The sequence below is a fragment of the uncultured Pseudoteredinibacter sp. genome (assembly GCF_947502065.1).
In the GTDB taxonomy this organism is placed as follows: domain Bacteria; phylum Pseudomonadota; class Gammaproteobacteria; order Pseudomonadales; family Cellvibrionaceae; genus Pseudoteredinibacter.
Genome location: NZ_CANMYE010000001.1, coordinates 1,487,099 through 1,504,894 on the forward strand (window position 1 = coordinate 1,487,099; position 17,796 = coordinate 1,504,894).

Annotated in this window: 14 protein-coding genes and 1 riboswitch; of the genes, 10 read left to right on the forward strand and 4 right to left on the reverse strand. The window is 46.6% G+C overall.

The window, feature by feature from the left end; translation table 11 throughout:
• Positions 1-51: 51 nt before the first annotated feature.
• Complete coding sequence (locus Q1A41_RS06210; protein WP_299975936.1) at positions 52-537, reverse strand: NUDIX domain-containing protein; 486 nt, start codon at positions 535-537, stop codon at positions 52-54.
• Between the two features lie 66 nt (positions 538-603).
• Entirely contained in the window at positions 604-4,473 is a 3,870-nt protein-coding gene (gene purL, locus Q1A41_RS06215) for a phosphoribosylformylglycinamidine synthase (protein WP_299975938.1), read from the reverse strand.
• 557 nt (positions 4,474-5,030) lie between these two features.
• Here purL and mltF point away from each other — a divergent pair.
• Together mltF and Q1A41_RS06225 are read left to right on the forward strand one after the other, a co-directional pair.
• Positions 5,031-6,473, forward strand: coding sequence for a membrane-bound lytic murein transglycosylase MltF (mltF, locus tag Q1A41_RS06220; RefSeq protein WP_299975940.1), 1,443 nt, complete (start codon positions 5,031-5,033; stop codon positions 6,471-6,473).
• 88 nt (positions 6,474-6,561) lie between these two features.
• A complete protein-coding gene (locus tag Q1A41_RS06225) occupies positions 6,562-6,825 on the forward strand; it encodes a hypothetical protein (protein ID WP_299975941.1) in 264 nt (87 codons plus the stop codon).
• 38 nt (positions 6,826-6,863) lie between these two features.
• Here the strand turns inward: Q1A41_RS06225 and azu are convergent, their stop codons facing one another.
• Positions 6,864-7,301 (reverse strand): azurin, encoded by a 438-nt coding sequence (gene azu / locus Q1A41_RS06230; protein ID WP_299975943.1) that lies wholly within the window; start codon positions 7,299-7,301, stop codon positions 6,864-6,866.
• 488 nt (positions 7,302-7,789) lie between these two features.
• Here azu and Q1A41_RS06235 point away from each other — a divergent pair, with 488 nt between their 5' ends.
• The 8 genes from Q1A41_RS06235 to Q1A41_RS06270 all read left to right on the forward strand — a co-directional run bounded on the left by Q1A41_RS06235 (position 7,790) and on the right by Q1A41_RS06270 (position 16,221).
• Positions 7,790-8,200, forward strand: coding sequence for a hypothetical protein (locus Q1A41_RS06235; RefSeq protein ID WP_299975945.1), 411 nt, complete (start codon positions 7,790-7,792; stop codon positions 8,198-8,200).
• Between the two features lie 138 nt (positions 8,201-8,338).
• Positions 8,339-8,911, forward strand: coding sequence for a hypothetical protein (locus Q1A41_RS06240; protein ID WP_299975947.1), 573 nt, complete (start codon positions 8,339-8,341; stop codon positions 8,909-8,911).
• 181 nt (positions 8,912-9,092) lie between these two features.
• Positions 9,093-9,217: riboswitch (TPP riboswitch) on the forward strand.
• 68 nt (positions 9,218-9,285) lie between these two features.
• The gene (gene thiC / locus Q1A41_RS06245; protein WP_299975949.1) at positions 9,286-11,187 is read left to right on the forward strand and encodes a phosphomethylpyrimidine synthase ThiC; all 1,902 of its coding nucleotides are present in this window, start codon (positions 9,286-9,288) and stop codon (positions 11,185-11,187) included.
• 6 nt (positions 11,188-11,193) lie between these two features.
• A complete protein-coding gene (thiO, locus tag Q1A41_RS06250; protein WP_299975951.1) occupies positions 11,194-12,321 on the forward strand; it encodes a glycine oxidase ThiO in 1,128 nt (375 codons plus the stop codon).
• Positions 12,322-12,385: 64 nt separating this feature from the next.
• Positions 12,386-12,604 (forward strand): sulfur carrier protein ThiS, encoded by a 219-nt coding sequence (thiS, locus tag Q1A41_RS06255; protein WP_299975953.1) that lies wholly within the window; start codon positions 12,386-12,388, stop codon positions 12,602-12,604.
• A 3-nt stretch (positions 12,605-12,607) separates the two neighbouring features.
• On the forward strand, positions 12,608-13,396 hold the full coding sequence (locus tag Q1A41_RS06260; protein ID WP_299975955.1) for a thiazole synthase: 789 nt from the start codon (positions 12,608-12,610) through the stop codon (positions 13,394-13,396).
• A 57-nt stretch (positions 13,397-13,453) separates the two neighbouring features.
• Positions 13,454-15,076 carry a thiamine phosphate synthase gene (gene thiE, locus Q1A41_RS06265; RefSeq protein ID WP_299975956.1) on the forward strand — a complete coding sequence of 541 codons (1,623 nt, stop codon included), beginning with the start codon at positions 13,454-13,456 and terminating at the stop codon, positions 15,074-15,076.
• Positions 15,077-15,102: 26 nt separating this feature from the next.
• Entirely contained in the window at positions 15,103-16,221 is a 1,119-nt protein-coding gene (locus Q1A41_RS06270) for a HesA/MoeB/ThiF family protein (protein WP_299975959.1), read from the forward strand.
• 309 nt (positions 16,222-16,530) lie between these two features.
• Here the strand turns inward: Q1A41_RS06270 and Q1A41_RS06275 are convergent, their stop codons facing one another.
• Positions 16,531-17,013, reverse strand: coding sequence for a hypothetical protein (locus Q1A41_RS06275; protein WP_299975960.1), 483 nt, complete (start codon positions 17,011-17,013; stop codon positions 16,531-16,533).
• Between the last annotated feature and the right edge of the window lie 783 nt (positions 17,014-17,796).

The following is a 17,796-nucleotide window of genomic DNA, read 5'->3' on the forward strand; positions in this document are numbered from 1 at the left end:
TCCTGTCAAAAAGCCAATAAGCAATTGGCGCTAATAATTATTCAGTCAACGTTATTCGCTGCTGTTTCTCGCGGCGACAAAATCCCTTACCGCCAGGCCGGTTCCAAAATTCCAGCCCTGTAGCTCGTTCACGGGAACGAGCTTGGTGGCATCCAATTCGTGGTTTAACTTTATCTCACCCGCCGCTTTTACATGGTAGGCAATGATTACCTGGTTCATTTGAGCAAACGGATAAACGCCAATAAGCGCTGGCTCAAAGGCGCTTAAACCAAGCTCTTCGTGAACCTCTCGCATCACGCCCTCGGCGGGATCTTCACCCTGCTCTAAGAATCCAGTGATGACAGAGAATACCCCCTCAGGCCATTGCACGTTGTGAGCAAGTACAATATTTTCACCATACTCAACAATTGCGGCGACAACTGGCACCGGATTATTCCAATGCACAAAGCCGCACTCCACATCCATACAGGCCAGCCGCTCTTCGTTATCAACTAAAGCATTGACCATATCAGAGCGACACTCAGGGCAATATCTCATCGTTTATCCTTATTCTTTTTGTATTTACGATAGCTTTTGCAACAACAACTAATACAGTAACGACAGTTAATCAACAAAAACGCGTGCATTACGGAACAAACGTGTCCAAGCACCATCTTCTTCCCAGGCATCAGGCGCCCAAGAGTTAGTCACAGCACGATACACACGCTCTGGGTGCGGCATCATAATGGTGCAGCGACCATCTTCACTGCTCAAAGCGGTAATACCCAAAGGAGAACCATTCGGGTTCATCGGATAGGTTTCGCTCACCTGCAGGTGATTATCCACATAGCGCAGCGCTACCAAACCTGAATCATGACAGGCCTGCAAAGCTTCTTCGCTAGCAAATTCAGCGCGACCTTCACCATGAGAAACCGCAACCGGCATGCTAGAGCCAGCCATGCCAGCCAACAATACCGAAGGCGACTCTTGAACCTGCACCATTGAGTGGCGCGCCTCAAATTGCTCAGAACGGTTGCGTACAAAACGCGGCCAATGTGCGGCACCAGGCACCAAATCTTTTAGATTCGACATCATCTGACAGCCATTACACACGCCTAAACTAAAGCTGTCATCGCGATGGAAAAAGCTCTGGAACTGATCACGCACCTGCTCATTAAACAGAATGGTTTTTGCCCAGCCTTCACCGGCGCCCAATACATCACCGTAGGAGAAACCACCGCAGGCCGCCAAACCTTTAACATCGGCCAAGTTAATACGGCCCGCCAAAATATCACTCATGTGAACATCAACGGCTTCAAAGCCCGCGCGGGTAAATGCCGCGGCCATTTCAACGTGGGAGTTAACACCTTGTTCACGCAGCACAGCCACTTTAGGTTTTACCCCGGTAGCAATCATTGGCGCTGCAACATCTTCACTTGGGTCGTAACTCAAGTTAGCGCTTAAACCAGGATCAACTTTGGTGATTTGCTCAAACTCAGAGCGTGCACAATCGGCGTTATCCCTCAGAGCCGCCATGCGGTAGCTGGTTTCGCTCCAAGCCGCCTGCAATACCGCACGCTCTTGTTCGTAGATCACTTCGCCATTGGCTTCAATGCGTAGGCAGTCTTTATCGTTTAACCAACCTAGCTTACTGGCATGAATGCCGGCTTTTTCGAATTCAGCAATAAAGTCGTTAGCATATTCACGGCGCATCTGCACCACCGCACCCAACTCTTCAGAGAATAAGGCGGCCAGAATATCTTCGCCTAGCAGGTCGATATTGATATCAACACCCACGTGGCCAGCGAAGGACATCTCTGCGATCGTCGCCAATAAACCGCCATCGCCTTTATCGTGGTAAGCAATCAATTTGCCTGCCTGATTAGCAGCCTGAACAATCTCAAAGAAGGCCCTTAGCTGCTCGGCGCTATCTACATCAGCTGGGGCATCACCCATCTGGTTATACACCTGAGCCAAGATGCTTCCGCCCATGCGGTTCTTTAAGTTACCAAGATCGATATAAACAAGATCGGTACTGCCCTTATCGCTACGCAACTCTGGCGTCAGGGTCTTGCGCACATCCGTAACCGGCGCAAACGCGGTAATTACCAAAGACAAAGGTGCAGTTACCGATTTATCTTCACCGTCTTGCTGCCAGGCAGTGCGCATGGACATAGAGTCTTTACCGACCGGAATGGTGATACCCAAGGCAGGACACAAATCCATACCGACGGTTTCAACGGTACGATAGAGTTTTTCATCTTCACCTGGGTGGCCGGCCGCACACATCCAGTTGGCGCTCAACTTAATATCTTTGATGTCGGCAATGCTGGAAGCGGCGATATTGGTGATCGACTCAGCAATGGCTAGGCGACCAGAGGCTGGCGCATCTAACAGTGCAACCGGCGTACGCTCACCCATCGACATGGCCTCACCGGCGTAATTACCGGTATAGGTGTCGTAGGCCGCAGTAGTTACCGCACAATCGGCTACCGGCACCTGCCAAGGACCAACGAACTGATCACGTACAACCTGGCCGGTTACAGTGCGATCACCAATGGTGATCAAAAAGCTCTTACTGGCTACCGTAGGATGCTGCAATACACGGCGAATGGCTTCGCCAAGCTCAATATTGGCACCATCAAAGGCCCGGGTTTCATAATCGCGCTTATTGCCTTCGCGATGCATCTTAGGTGGCTTACCAAACAGTACCGACATAGGTAGATCGACAGGCTTGGCGTCAAAGTGGGTATCGTTAACGATTAATACATCATCATCTGTCGCAGTACCCACTACCGAATAAGGCGCACGCTCACGCTGACAAATCGCTTCAAAACGTGGTAAATCTTCCGGCTTAACCGCTAACACATATCGCTCTTGAGATTCGTTACACCAAATCTCTAATGGGCTCATGCCCGGCTCATCATTGGGTACGTTGCGCAGCTCGAAGTGGGCGCCGCAACCACCGTCTTTGGCTAGCTCAGGGAAGGCGTTAGAAAGACCGCCAGCACCCACATCGTGAATAAAGGCAATGGGGTTATTTTCGCCCTGCTGCCAGCAAGCATCGATCACTTCCTGACAACGGCGCTCAATTTCAGGGTTTTGGCGCTGAACAGAAGCAAAATCTAAATCCTCACTGGAAGAGCCAGAAGCCATAGAGGAAGCGGCACCCCCGCCTAGGCCAATCAACATAGCAGGGCCACCCAGCACAACCAGCTTAGTGCCCGCATCAAATTCATGCTGATCTACATGCTCTTCTTTGATATTACCGTAACCACCAGCCAACATAATCGGCTTGTGGTAACCACGGCGCTCGCCATCAAAATTTTCTTCAAAACTACGGAAATAACCGCAGATATTCGGACGACCGAACTCATTATTAAAGGCCGCGCCACCGATAGGGCCTTCGATCATGATATCCAATGCGGAAACAATGCGGCCAGGCTTGCCGTAGTCCTGCTCCCAAGGCTGGATAAACTCAGGGATCTGCAAGTTAGATACGGTAAAACCGGTTAAGCCGACCTTAGGCTTAGAGCCCTTGCCCACCGCGCCTTCATCGCGAATCTCACCACCGGAGCCCGTACCCGCACCTGGAAATGGCGCAATTGCGGTTGGGTGGTTATGGGTTTCAACCTTCATCAAGATATGGATATCTTCTTGTTTAAAGGCGTAACTGCGAGTTTCAGGGTCTGGGTAAAAACGACCAGCCTTGGAACCGCGGATCACCGAGGCGTTATCGGCATAAGCAGAGAGTACGTTTTCGCCACCCTGTTCGTAAGTGTTTTTGATCATCTTAAACAGTGATAGATCTTGATCTTCACCATCGATAGTCCAGCTGGCATTAAAAATCTTGTGGCGGCAGTGCTCTGAGTTAGCTTGCGCAAACATCATCAACTCGACATCGACCGGGTTGCGGTTTAGCTCTTTAAAGCTGTCTACCAGATAGTCGATTTCATCGTCAGCCAGCGCCAGGCCAAGCTCGACATTGGCTTTCTCTAGGGCCGGGCGACCACCACCTAGAATATCTACATCACTGGAGGGTTTTGGACTCTCATGGCGGAACAAGGCGCTAGCCTGCTCTGTTTCAGTAAATACCGTTTCAACCATACGGTCGTGCAAAATAGCCGCAATAGCATTACTGCGCTCAGCGCCAACCACATAGTAAGCAATACCACGTTCAACGCGCTCCACATTGGCGAGTCCGGCATTATGGACGATGTCTGTCGCCTTTGAAGACCAAGGGGAAATCGTTCCTGGGCGAGGCACTACCACATAGGCAACCCCAGCAGGCTCTTCCACAGCCTCACTGGGCCCGTAATGCATTAACTTGGCCAGAACCTCTTGCTCAACTGAACTCAAAGATTCAGAAAGCTCTGCAAAATGCATATATTCAGCATAAACCGCGCTCACTGATGAGTCTGCAGCCTGTAATTGCTGTAAAAGTTTCTGTTTACGAAAAGAAGAAAGTGCCGGAGCGCCGCGAAGGGTCAGCATAGTGTTAAATCGCCTCTTAAAACAGGGGGTTAGCCAGGGTCTCAGACCTACCTGGGCCTAGAAGATAGGCGCGGTATTGTACTAGGCTGCACAGCTTCGGTCTAGCAATGGCTGGACTCCAGCAGCAAGGTAATCCTTACATCTAGCTAGGTAAAATGACGGCGGCTTAATGAAGCTTTCAAACAAGGCGGCCGAGTGATTAAAATTTAAGCAACGCAAAAGCCATTAATCCATTAAAAAAGCCGCTCAGCCTAAAGAAAACAAAGTGGCTACTATTGCTACATAGCCCATGACATCCGAGCTTAAACAGCCTAGCGCTTAATATCCATTAACACAATTGTACGAAATTTTGCACACTACTGAGCGTTCTGGTACTGGTGAGCTAAGCTTTGCTTAGATACACTATAACTATAGAAAGAGCTGATACCTGAAGGCAGGATCTAGGTAAGCAAACCAAAGATGAGCGCGTCTCAACTTAAACCTCTTTACCTCACTTCTAGGTATTACATACGCAACAAACCATTCACTCATGCAAGCTTAAGACAGGAGGCGCGACGATGATTTCAATGCGAACTGCCCTCCGCCATGTTAGCCGAGGCGTCATACTATTATTTTTCGCCAGCTGCTTGTATTCCAGCCACTTTCCATCGCAACTCGATCGCATAAAACAGCGGGGCTACCTAGTTGCTGCCGCTAAAGGTGCGCAAGATGATGGCCATGTAGCGCCACATTTAGAATTTGAGGCCGCTTTATTAAAACAGTTTGCGCAATACCTTGGCGTTGACATCAAGTTAAAGAGCCCACAAACATTAAGCCAATTGCAATATGGTGTCGCCAAGGAAACCTACGACATCGGTGCAGCTAATACCCGCCGACACCTATTCCCAGTTCGCCAAGGTGTTCCTTATTTATTTGTAAAAGAATATTTAATTTACAAAAAAGGCACAGAAAAGCCCAAATCCATTGAAGATGTTATCGGTAAATCACTGCGCGTAGAGTTTGGCAGCCATCACAGTCATAGCTTAAAAAAATTACAACAGCTACATTCAAATTTACGTTGGGAAGAGCTCGCTGATACCGATAATATTAACTTAATCGCCGAGGTACAGGGCGGCCTGTTAGATTACGCCGTTGTTGACTCGAATATATTTGATATTAGTCGACACCTCTACCCAGAGGTTCGCATCGCGTTCTCATTGTCTGAATCTAGCGAGATTGCATGGAATTTTTCTAACACCGCCGACCATAGCCTATACAATGCGGCGGCGGCGTTTATGCAAAGTATTTATGAAAATGGCAAGCTAGAGCAGCTTACAGCTCAGCATTACAGTCACATTAAAAAAATGGACTATACCGACGCCGTAGCCTTCTATAGAAGAGTACAAACTCGCCTTCCCCAATGGCGTGAAATGCTGAAAAGCACATCTAAAGAACACAATTTAGATTGGAATCTATTAGCTGCAATAAGCTATCAAGAGTCACACTGGAATAAAAACGCCAAATCATACACCGGCGTTCGTGGCTTAATGATGCTCACCAAGGCAACTGCCAGAGAAATGGGGATTGATGATAGAACCGATCCGGCACAGAGTATTGAAGGTGGTGCGCGATATTTTAAAAGTATTTTCAAGCGGCTACCCAAGGGCATTCAAGGTGACGACCGAACGTGGTTTGCTCTTGCTGCATACAATGTAGGCTTCGCTCATTTAGAAGATGCTCGAGTACTCACCCAACGCTTAGGCGGCAACCCAAATCAATGGCAAGATGTGAAAAAACGCCTACCGCTACTCGCCCAAAAGAAGTACTACAGCACCCTAAAATACGGCTATGCTCGCGGCCGCGAGCCGGTCAAATATGTGCAAAATATTAGACAGTATTACGACATCTTGTCTTGGCAGGATGATATTGCACAAAGCCGTCCAAATAACGCGATCAAGAAAGATATTGAAACCGTGAAGATTCAGCAGGACGAGCGCGACTTGAATATGTCACTGCTGTAATAGCAAGCAAACCGGCAGCAGCCCTTCCAATAAAAGCTATACTTTAAGTACGTTAACAGCGTTAGTCATCCGTTGAGGTACAGTTAAAATGATATCTTCACACAAGCAAGACAAAAAACTACCCACAACATTAGTGCTTATCTCTAGCCTTTTTGTTTCTGCAATGATTGTTAGCGCTAGCATTTCTTATAGCCAACAAAGCCATGCCGCCAAAACACAGGCTTGCATTGACCTCAATAGCGGGCGCTTTGAACTGGATACGCAAAGTGGAGAGGTGGAATTTGTGATCGAGGGCTGCGATGGTCAATTGCACCGCTGGGGTACGGCGCAGCGAGAAGATACGCGACTGTAGCATTAATTCGCTATAGCAGTCGCGCATTTCTGTTTGTTTTACTTAATAACAAACTTACCTTTCATGATGGCCCAATGACCTGGGAAAGAGCAAAAGAAGCTGTAATCGCCGCCCTTTTCTAGTTTGCTCAAATCAAACTTAACTTCTGTCTCTTCGCCACCACCAATAACCTTGGTCGCCGCCAAAACACGGGCATCACCAGCAGGCAGATAGCTATTCGCCGCACCAGCACTCATTCCAGCAGTCGCTAGCGGAGCAACGTCAGCTGTTTTTGCTAACACCCAGTTATGGCCCATGCTGGCAGCAGGTAGCTTACCTACATGCTTCAATTTAACAGTAACCTCTTTGCAAGATGCATCTACAGCCATTTCGGGCAGGTTAAAACGCATTGCATCATTGGCCTCCACCTCTAAGTTACAAGCAGCGAATGAGCTTGAAGCCAACAACATCAATGGCAAGGCAAAAATAGATTTCATAAGGTTTTCCTTAAATTAAATTGAGAATCAATATTATTGAACACCAAGCTATATTAGCTTTTCAAGGAAAAGCTGCGACAAAATGTCACGCCATTGATTTGGCACAAGAATTTGGCTTTATACGTTTAAGAAATGAGCAGCTAGTCACTTAGACCGATTAATCTTTGCACACAAAATTCAGTCAATAGTGCTTGCTTTCTAGTCACCCATGTAATAATTTTTAGTTATGGGCGGGATAGCCCATCATTGTACCCTACTCGGCCGCCCTAAGTGCGGTCGCTTTTTATACATGCCTATTCGAGCGGGCCAAGAAAAAGCAACTTGAGCCAAGCCAAGCCTAAAAGATCCTACTTATTTACTACCCAGAACTCCCTAAGACACTGAATTTCTAAGATTTTCAATTCAAAAAACAACACTAGCCGCTGAATCAAAAGCGCTAGCAGCTGGGTTAAGCTTGGCTAAATATTGTTAGTTGAAAGGAAAGTTTCATGGATGGGCATACTGTCTCGGAAAAACTAGTGCGTCACCTACCCGCCAAACAGCTAAATGCTTTGGTACTGCCTGTTTTCGACTTAAACCTGGACGGCAAACCCCAGCTGCATGAGATTGTAAAAATGTATAAAAGCGGACGCTTAATTCAGGTTATTTGCCGTATTAAAGACTTTGAGGGCTTGGTGAGTTTCACGATTGACCTTCTCAGGAAGGTCGCTATCAATATTCACGCCTTTGTACTCAACGGCCAACAATTGGATCTAAAACCACTAAACATCGATATTGTTTATAAAAGACTACTAGTGAAAGGCGACAAATCTCATCTACACAGCAACATAAGCAAAATTGCCATTTCTGCAAGCAAACACCACTTCAGTAATTTCAGTGCAGAAGATATTACAGAGTAAAACTAACGGTAAAAACGGCGCCCTACAAGCAGATACCTTCTTAAAGAACTGCAACACAAAATCAGACAATTGCTTTTGACAAGAAGGTACCACTTCATTTATATCTACCACTATCCTTATTTGCCCAGCGCTCACATAATGCATCAGTTCGCTAAACAAGAAGAACAAAGCCAACAAGCGCTTAGCCAACGAACGAAATTTGAGTTTTTTGCTGTTATCATTTTTTTACTACTGCTTGCCGTTGGCAGCATAATCTACAAAAACTCCAGCTCCGCGCCCTACTATTACATCCCCATTTCAGAACTTAAAAAACCTGAAATGAATGTGTTTTATAAAGGGCAAAATACCTATCTTGTTTTTGCTCTTGACGATACCGACCCACCACTCGTAAATATGCACACAATCGATAAAAACCCAGCTATAGCTTGGCGCGTATTCGCAGTGGACTCGCGTTACGGCCATATACTTTTAGCCTATAAAAAGCATCGCTACCCCAGTGTAAATTGCCCCAACTTAAAGGTTGAGAAAACGGGCTTTCGATACAATGGCCGCTTTCTAAAGAACGGGATTCGCTGCATTGATACTATCGAACGCTGGAAACAAGACACCTTTGTTTATGACCTACAAGGTAAGAGCCACAATAAGTTTATTGCAGATTTATATCGCCCCAAAACAATACAGACGGAAAAGCACATTCGCATAAGTTTGTAATACTAAGCTTTCCAACATAAGTCGATGCCTCTCATCAATTTCTCAGTCGAACCATCCTCTTTCTTATTGAAGCTCTCGTTTTTAAACGAAGATCAATAGTTCAAACACATACAATAGACAATCAATAAACATAAATATTTGTTGATCAATAAGGAATCTAGTGGTTAGAATGGCCCCATCACGCGTCTTGTCGGGGTGCCTAAGTGTTATCGATCCATATCGTTACACCATGGCTGAGATGGAAAATCCAAACCCGTTGCACCTGAACAGGTTAGTACCTGCGTAGGAAACAAGTCTTTGACCAAAGGGACCAATAGGGCTATTCCAGCCTCTCTCCGTCAGGCCGCATGTATTTTCTCTTTTTGGAGCAAAACATGTCGAAGCCGAATAGCCAAACAGCTTTTTTAAGCGAATCTGCCAGCGTTGATAAACTATCAACCACGCCCCTAGCGAACTCTAAAAAAATTTATATCCGCGGAAGCCGTGAGGACATTCGCGTTGCCATGCGTGAAGTTTCGCAATCGCCAACACATCAACAAGACGGCCACTTAGAAGAAAATCCAGCTGTACGCATTTACGATACCTCTGGGCCCTACACTGACCCCAATATTGCGATTGATGTTCGCAAAGGCTTGGCGCCATTACGCCACAACTGGATAGACGAGCGAGATGACTGCGAAGAATTAGCCGGATTTAGCTCTGATTATACCCAGCACAGAGCTCAGCATATTGGATTGGAAGCCCTGCGTTTTCACACCACCAGAAAACCTTTACGGGCTAAAGCTGGCAAAAGTGTTACCCAACTGCACTACGCCAAGCAAGGCATTATCACGCCGGAAATGGAATATATCGCCATTCGGGAAAATCTAGCCCTAGAAGAAGCTGCTATCGAAGAAGCCTCAAAAAGCCAACACCCTGGTGAAAACTTTGGCGCCAATACACCGAAATTTATTACCCCGGAATTTGTTCGCTCAGAGGTTGCCGCCGGCCGGGCTGTTATTCCAGCAAATATTAATCACCCGGAATCTGAACCGATGATTATCGGTCGCAACTTTCTGGTTAAGATCAACGCCAATATTGGCAACAGCGCAGTCACCTCCTCCATCGAAGAAGAAGTTGAAAAATTGGTATGGTCCACGCGCTGGGGCGGCGATACCGTGATGGATCTGTCTACCGGTAAAAACATTCATGAAACCCGTGAATGGATTGTGCGTAACTCACCAGTGCCCATTGGCACAGTACCTATTTATCAAGCCCTGGAAAAAGTTGATGGCATTGCCGAGAATCTTAGCTGGGAAGTCTTTCGCGATACCTTGATTGAACAAGCCGAACAAGGCGTGGATTATTTCACTATTCATGCAGGGGTTCTACTACGCTACGTTCCCATGACTGCAAAACGTGTCACCGGTATTGTTTCCCGCGGCGGTTCTATCATGGCCAAATGGTGCCTGGCACACCACAAAGAGAATTTTCTCTATACGCACTTTGAAGAAATCTGTGAGATTATGAAGGCCTACGATGTGACCTTCTCCTTAGGTGACGGCCTTCGTCCAGGTTCTATCGCCGATGCCAATGATGAAGCCCAATTTGCTGAGCTGCGCACCCTAGGCGAGCTAACCAAAATTGCCTGGAAACACGATGTACAAGTATTTATCGAAGGCCCGGGCCATGTTCCCATGCACATGGTGAAAGAGAATATGGATGAGCAGTTAAAACACTGCCATGAAGCCCCCTTCTACACACTTGGCCCTTTAGTGACAGATATTTCACCTGGCTACGATCACTTTTCTTCGGGCATTGGGGCGGCGATGATCGGCTGGTATGGCTGCGCCATGCTCTGCTATGTAACACCAAAAGAACACTTAGGGCTTCCCAACCGTGACGATGTAAAAGAAGGTATTATCACCTATAAAATTGCGGCGCACGCTGCTGACCTTGCGAAAGGCCACCCTGCTTCCCAGATAAGAGATAACGCCCTATCCAAAGCCCGCTTTGAATTTCGTTGGGAAGATCAATTTAACCTAAGCCTCGACCCTGATCGTGCCCGCGAATTTCATGACGAGACTCTACCCAAAGAATCCGCCAAGGTGGCACATTTCTGCTCTATGTGTGGCCCCAAGTTCTGTTCGATGAAAATCACCCAAGAGGTTCGCGATTACGCCGCACAAAACCCGGAATCACTGACATCCCCGGAAACCCATTTTGCAAACACCGGAATGGAAGAGATGGCCGAGAAATTTAAAGCAAATGGCAGCGAGATTTACCAAGAGGTGTAAGCAGGCGTGGCTAGTCTCAACCGCAATACAGAACCCAAAAACTTAGCGATTGTGGGTGCCGGTATTATGGGGCGCTGCTTAGCTTGGCGCCTATCCGGCTACGAGCATCGTATCACGCTGTTTGATAAGGATAGCAAAAACCACGGCTCGGCAGCAGCCTATACCGCCGCCGGAATGTTAGCGCCTTTTAGTGAGCTGGAAGCGGCCGAAGATAATATCTTTTTGTTGGGCCAGCACAGTATCGCACTGTGGCGAGACTGGCTAGAGGTTTGGAATGCTGAAGATCTAATGGCGGAATCAGGAACCTTAGTCTTAGCTCATCGCCAAGATATCGGCAGCTTACACAATTTCAATCAACAGTTAGAGGCAAAATTAAACGCCCTAGCTGGCCAACAGAAAGAAGCCCTATTGCTAAGCAAGCAACAACTCAGCGAGCTAGCCCCAGAACTGGCACAGCACTTCGATCAAGCCACCTTTTTAAAAAGCGAGGCCTATTTGGATAACCACGCTGTAATGGATTGCATGGCTAAGCAGTTAGAGACCGCCGATATCAAATGGCGTGAAAACTGTGAAGTTAGATCTATTAGCGACAATCAACTGGTGAGTGACAATGGCGCAGAAGCATTCGACCATATATTTGATTGCCGTGGGCTTGGCGCTAAAAACGATATTCAAAGTTTAAGAGCCGTAAGAGGTGAAGTAATAAGGGTATACAGCAAAGAGGTGCGCTTAAAGCATATGGTTAGGCTAATGCATCCGCGCTATCGGCTTTACTTGGTTCCCAAGCCAAACTATGAATATGTGCTTGGTGCTACACAGATAGAATCTGAAGACTATAGCCCCCTTAGTGTTCGCTCAGCTTTGGAGTTGCTTTCGGCGCTCTACACCATTCACCCAGGCTTTGCCGAAGCACGAATTGTTGAAAGCCAAAGCAATTGCCGCCCAGCCCGGCCTGACAATCAACCCTTGATTAAACACAGCAAAGGCTTAAGCCAGATTAACGGCTTATTTAGACATGGCTTTTTACTCGCTCCAGCCCTCGCCGATATCACGGCGCGTTTATTTCATGGTGAATGTCAGAAAAACGTAGAGCTAGCCAGATTGAGTGAAGCAATGATTGATTCGCAAGAATAAAACATGGATAAATCGATAGAAATGACAAATTCAAAACAATTTAATCGGCCCAATTAAAATCACTATGAATATCACTCTAAACGGTAAAAACATTAAGATTACGCAGTACAAAACACTGACAGATTTCTTTGCCAACCTCAAAGAAGAAAATTCGGCCCTGCAGCTACCCAAGCAGTTTGCAGTCGCATTAAATGGCAATTTTGTTCCCCGCGAGCAATACGATAAATCCTCATTGCGTGAAGGGGATGAGCTCGAATTACTTGTACCTATGCAGGGTGGATAGGCTATGTGGAAAATTGCCGATAGAGAAGTTAATAGCCGTTTATTGATAGGTAGCGCGCTTTACCCCTCACCCGACATTATGTGCAAGGCCATTCGCGCCAGCCAAAGTGATATCGTTACCGTCTCTTTGCGCCGCCAAGCGTTTGATGGTGCCGCGGGTGAACAGTTCTGGAATTTATTAAAAGAACTGGATATCAATATCCTACCCAATACTGCAGGCTGCCATAGCGCCAAAGAGGCCATCACCACCGCACAAATGGCTCGAGAACTGTTCAATACCAATTGGATTAAACTCGAAGTTATTGGTGATGATTACAGTTTGCAACCCGACCCTTTTGCATTGCTCGAAGCTACCCAGGAGTTATGCGTACAAGGCTTCGAAGTCTTTCCCTACTGCACGGATGATTTTGTGCTGTGTGAGAAATTGCTCGCTGCGGGCTGTCGGATACTCATGCCTTGGGGTGCACCAATTGGCACAGGTAAAGGCCTAATGAACCCTTACGCCTTAAAGCAACTTCGCCAACGTTTACCAGAAGCTACGTTGATTGTGGATGCCGGGATCGGAGCCCCCTCCCATGCCAGCCAGGCGATGGAGTTAGGTTACGACGCCGTTTTGCTAAATACCGCAGTCGCCTCGGCAAATAAGCCGATTGCAATGGGTGAAGCCATGGGGCTTGCGGTACAAGCTGGACGCCTCGCCTATGAAGCGGGAATTATTCAAGAGCAAGAAACCGCACAACCCAGCACCCCTACATTGGGTACTCCGTTTTGGCACCAAGATTCAACACCCTAATGCCTCAAACTCCACTTACTAAAAGTACTCGCTTGCGCGATAAGAAAACGATAAATCATGATGGATAAAAAGTTACACCGCCCTTTAAATAGCCCAGCACAAAGTCACGCTGCGCCACGTAAAGGCCGCAACCGCCCAGCCGTGTTGTGCATAGGTGGCAGCGACAGCTCAGGTTTAGCTGGGCTGCAAGCCGATGCTCGTTTTTGCGAAGCCCTCAACGTGCATTGCTGCCAGGTAGTAACCGCCGTAACGGCGCAAAACAATAACGGTGTTTATGCATCGACGATAAGCTCAATTGCCGATTGCCAGGGTCAACTAGATGCCGCCCTTGCCCTAAAGCCCCAAGCCATAAAAGTTGGTCTTATCGCGAGCATTGAACAACTCAACTGGCTATGTGAAGTCCTACCGAGGATAAACTCCCTACCCGTCATTTTTGACCCGGTTACCATTGCCAGTAGCGGCCAAGCTCTGGCCGACAGTAACGTTAATAAACACATTGAAAAGCTGCTGCCCCATTGCGAGCTTATTAGCCCCAATTTGCTGGAGGCCGCCGAGCTCAGCCAGCTAACCATTAAAACAGAAAAAGATATTCAAAAAGCAGCCGATGTTTTTCACGAACATGGCACGCCCTGGGTTTATATAAAAGGTGGTCATGGTGATAAACAATCCTCGCTAATCACCGATATCATCAGCCATGAGCAACACAGTTTTGCACTAGAGCAGCCCCGCCAAAGTAACAACAACAGCCGAGGAACGGGATGCGCCCTTGCAAGCAGCATTGCGGCTTGCCTCGCGCTAGCTTATGACATGGTAGATGCACTCGTCATCGCCAATATGATTTTGGCCGAAGCTATACAAAATGCCGAGGCGGTAAACGAACAAAAAGGGTCAGTAAAAGCTTGTGGCTTTCCCAAGAGTCATTGGCCGCGCTACCGTGAACTCCATAAAAACAAGATCAGCCCTTTTGATTTTCCTGATTGTATTGGTGATAGCTGCGGAAGAACTCTTGATGCTCAAGGCCGCCAAAGCTTGGGCCTTTACCCTGTTGTCGATAGCTATGAGTGGCTAGAGCGCTTGCTGCCTCTTGGCATAAGCACCATACAATTGCGCATCAAGAACCTTGAAGGTGGTGCTTTAAAAGAAGAAATTAAAAAATCCATCCAGCTCGCTGAACAATACCAATGCCGTTTATTTATTAACGATCACTGGCAGCTTGCCATTGAGCTCGGCGCTTATGGCATTCACCTAGGCCAAGAAGACGCTGACACAGCTGATTTACAAGCAATTGCACAATCTGGCCTGCGCCTAGGCATAAGTAACCACACTCATTTTGAATTGGTCCGCTGTTTAGCCATAAACCCCTCTTATATTGCCTGCGGCCCAGTTTTTGCCACGTACAGCAAGGAGATGCCCTGGATACCCCATGGTATCGCCGGCTTAGAGTATTGGTGCGAAGCGTTAGCCCAGCAAAAACGCCCACTTGTTGCCATTGGCGGTATCAATGAATCAAATATCGCTGAAGTGGCCCAATGTGGCAGTAGCGGCATCGCACTTATATCCGCCATCAGCAAAGCCGAGAGCCCAGAAGCTACCTGCAGGCAGCTACAAAAGCTAATCGAGAGTAATCAGCCCCAAACAAGCAGCAGCCGACTGACACTCGATCAGCAGCTAACTCAATAAACTCACGAACTAGCAGCCCTTAAGCCATGTCTTCAAAAGATAATTTGCAACTAAGCCAACAAGAACAGCAGCGCTACCTGCGTCAAACTCAATTGTCGAGCTTTGGCGAATCTGGGCAGCTCAGGCTTAAACAAAGTAAAATACTTATTATCGGCCTAGGTGGCCTGGGCTGCCCCGCCGCCCAGTATTTAACGGCCGCTGGCATTGGTGAGATTACCCTAGTCGATGAAGATCATGTGAGCCTAAGTAATTTGCAAAGGCAGATCCTATTTAGCGAGCCTGACATCGGCAAAAACAAATCCCAAGCCGCAAAGGAAAAATTGCAGACCAACAATAGCGACGTCAAAATTATCGCCTTCCCCCACAAACTAAATCCGCATAATGCGCATCAGCTTATTAAGCGTAGCGACCTCGTTTTAGACTGCACCGATAACTTTCATAGCCGCTATCTAATCAATGATATCTGCGCACACTATAACAAACCCTGGGTCTACGCCAGCGTATTGGGATTTGAAGGCCAGGTCGCACTGATCAAACCAGAACACTCCTGCTTTCGCTGCCTATACCCTGAACTTGCTGAAACTCCGAACTGCAACCAAGCCGGTGTACTGGGCGTTGTGCCGGGTATTGTAGCTAATATGCAAGCGCTATTAGCCATAGATTACCTAGCCCACATCAACGCAAATGGTGTAAGTAGCAACAGCAATAGATTACAAATTATCCATGGCCTCAATAGCCGATCGATTAATCTTTTTAAATCTAATGACTGCGAGCTATGCAGCGGTGAAAAGAATTATTTGGATTACGCTAGCGGCTATCAAGACTACGAGCAGCTTATTGAAAACATTCCTGAAGAACAGAAAATTAGCTGGGCGGATTTTGAGAAGCTTCCAGCAGAGAATACGGTTTTGATTGATGTGCGCAGTAAGGCAGAGCATTTGGCGTTTAATCGAGGAGGGATGAATATTCCGCTAGAGGATCTGAGTAAATCACTACAAATTGAGACGGATAAAAACTATGTATTTTATTGCCAAAGCGGTCAAAGGGCGGCCATAGCCCTTCTTGACGGAAGGACTATTTCAGAAAAAGAGAACCTTAAAAACAATGATGTATATTACATCCACGAAAATCTAAGCATTCCATAAGAATAAGATACTTACAAAATACAGGCGTTTCATACTTTTGATAACATTTGACACTCACTCTAGGCAGATCCGGCTCGCTTACTCTGATCATGTGCTAAGAGGTCAAAAACTATCTATACGACACTGGCTTTTGTTTTCCATGGGGTATAACTACCTTTCGATTTATAAGATGCCTTAAACAAAATCGAATTAGCAAGCATATCGAAAACATCCATGTATTAACGATGCGTAAATACAGAGTTAAACCTTCGAACAATAAAGCCTAGTATCTACATAGCATTGCTCATGCCCCACTAGTAGTGAGCGAGGTTACTTTACTGTGGGCACCGTATTTGGCGAATGAGGTAAGTTGACCGATACGCTCCAACCATCCTCTGTTTTGGTTAGGAGATATATAGATGCTCGCTGCTCCACTGTTCGATTATTTTTATCAAGTGCATTTGCCAACCCACTTACCAAAGCCTGCGAGCCGCTCAACTTAGCCACTTGCAACTTAGTCCATTCCAGTTTGACGACTCCCTTCTTTTTAAGTGCCTCTTCCATAAAGTACTTAATATTAGGGGCGAAAGCTTCATGTGTGGCCATAGGTGCGGGCCCCGTTGGTGGCATCATTACAAGGGGCTCTGAAAAATGCTCTGTGACCCAGGCGATATCCGCATCTTCACTCGCTGTTAGATACTTTTCATATCCATCTAAATAATCTTGCATAAAATCTTCAATGCTCTGGCTAGAATCGCCTGCCAAGGACAGTGGAGATATTAGCAATGCAAGGGTAAAAAATAGGTTACGCATATTACATCCTTAAAGTGGTAATCTTTTAAATTAGGCTCTTCTTAAACGCCTCTTAAATCGACAACTTTGTATTCATCAGTGGAAGCTTGGCAAAAACAGAGACATATCGACTCATGTAGCTTGCTGAGGGTGAGATTATCAAGAATTGAAGGACAGCTGAGGATAATAGACTACCTTGCTAAAAACGACGTCTAAACTCATAGGCACGTAGATAAAGCGAGCTGGAGCTACCAGAACTTATGCAAAGAATCCCCCCTAGAATAGATAGCCCCATAGATTTTGTTGCGTTATTTATTAGAAACAAAACCCGAAGATTACGACGGCGTGTACCGTAAGATACATACCGCCCCTATCAAGAGTTTCAACAGCCCAACAAACACAATTGCTTAAACGAGACCCATAGCAAGAGCGAAAGCTGCTATGTTGAATTTAGCGAAGCTCTACGCTTACTCCCGCTAACATTAAAACCAAAACTATTGCGGCCATAATGAACAATTGCCGAAAGAGAAATTTCACTAGCTGCATTCGTTATTACATTAGCAATATATAACGACTCTAAACACGGTAAAATTATTAAAAACAGCCCACTTTGCTATACAACAGCAATACAATATCGAGATCTACAAAAAATCTGCTATACCTTGCTGATGAACGCTTGGAGAGGCCAAAGTTTCAATACCACAGATGAAATTATTAACCGGGCAGCATAAATACCCTATTGTTAATCATATAGAGGCGACCACTAAAATATTTATCGGCGGGGGCGATAAAAGACAATGCGAA

Coding starts and splice junctions, on each gene's coding strand:
- Q1A41_RS06240 (WP_299975947.1), top strand. CDS start 8,339: ATGCATCAGTTCGCTAAACAAGAAGAACAAAGCCAACAAGCGCTTAGC.
- thiE (WP_299975956.1), top strand. CDS start 13,454: ATGATGGATAAAAAGTTACACCGCCCTTTAAATAGCCCAGCACAAAGT.
- thiC (WP_299975949.1), top strand. CDS start 9,286: ATGTCGAAGCCGAATAGCCAAACAGCTTTTTTAAGCGAATCTGCCAGC.
- purL (WP_299975938.1), bottom strand. CDS start 4,473: ATGCTGACCCTTCGCGGCGCTCCGGCACTTTCTTCTTTTCGTAAACAG.
- mltF (WP_299975940.1), top strand. CDS start 5,031: ATGATTTCAATGCGAACTGCCCTCCGCCATGTTAGCCGAGGCGTCATA.
- Q1A41_RS06235 (WP_299975945.1), top strand. CDS start 7,790: ATGGATGGGCATACTGTCTCGGAAAAACTAGTGCGTCACCTACCCGCC.
- Q1A41_RS06210 (WP_299975936.1), bottom strand. CDS start 537: ATGAGATATTGCCCTGAGTGTCGCTCTGATATGGTCAATGCTTTAGTT.
- thiS (WP_299975953.1), top strand. CDS start 12,386: ATGAATATCACTCTAAACGGTAAAAACATTAAGATTACGCAGTACAAA.
- Q1A41_RS06275 (WP_299975960.1), bottom strand. CDS start 17,013: ATGCGTAACCTATTTTTTACCCTTGCATTGCTAATATCTCCACTGTCC.
- azu (WP_299975943.1), bottom strand. CDS start 7,301: ATGAAATCTATTTTTGCCTTGCCATTGATGTTGTTGGCTTCAAGCTCA.
- Q1A41_RS06260 (WP_299975955.1), top strand. CDS start 12,608: ATGTGGAAAATTGCCGATAGAGAAGTTAATAGCCGTTTATTGATAGGT.
- Q1A41_RS06225 (WP_299975941.1), top strand. CDS start 6,562: ATGATATCTTCACACAAGCAAGACAAAAAACTACCCACAACATTAGTG.
- Q1A41_RS06270 (WP_299975959.1), top strand. CDS start 15,103: ATGTCTTCAAAAGATAATTTGCAACTAAGCCAACAAGAACAGCAGCGC.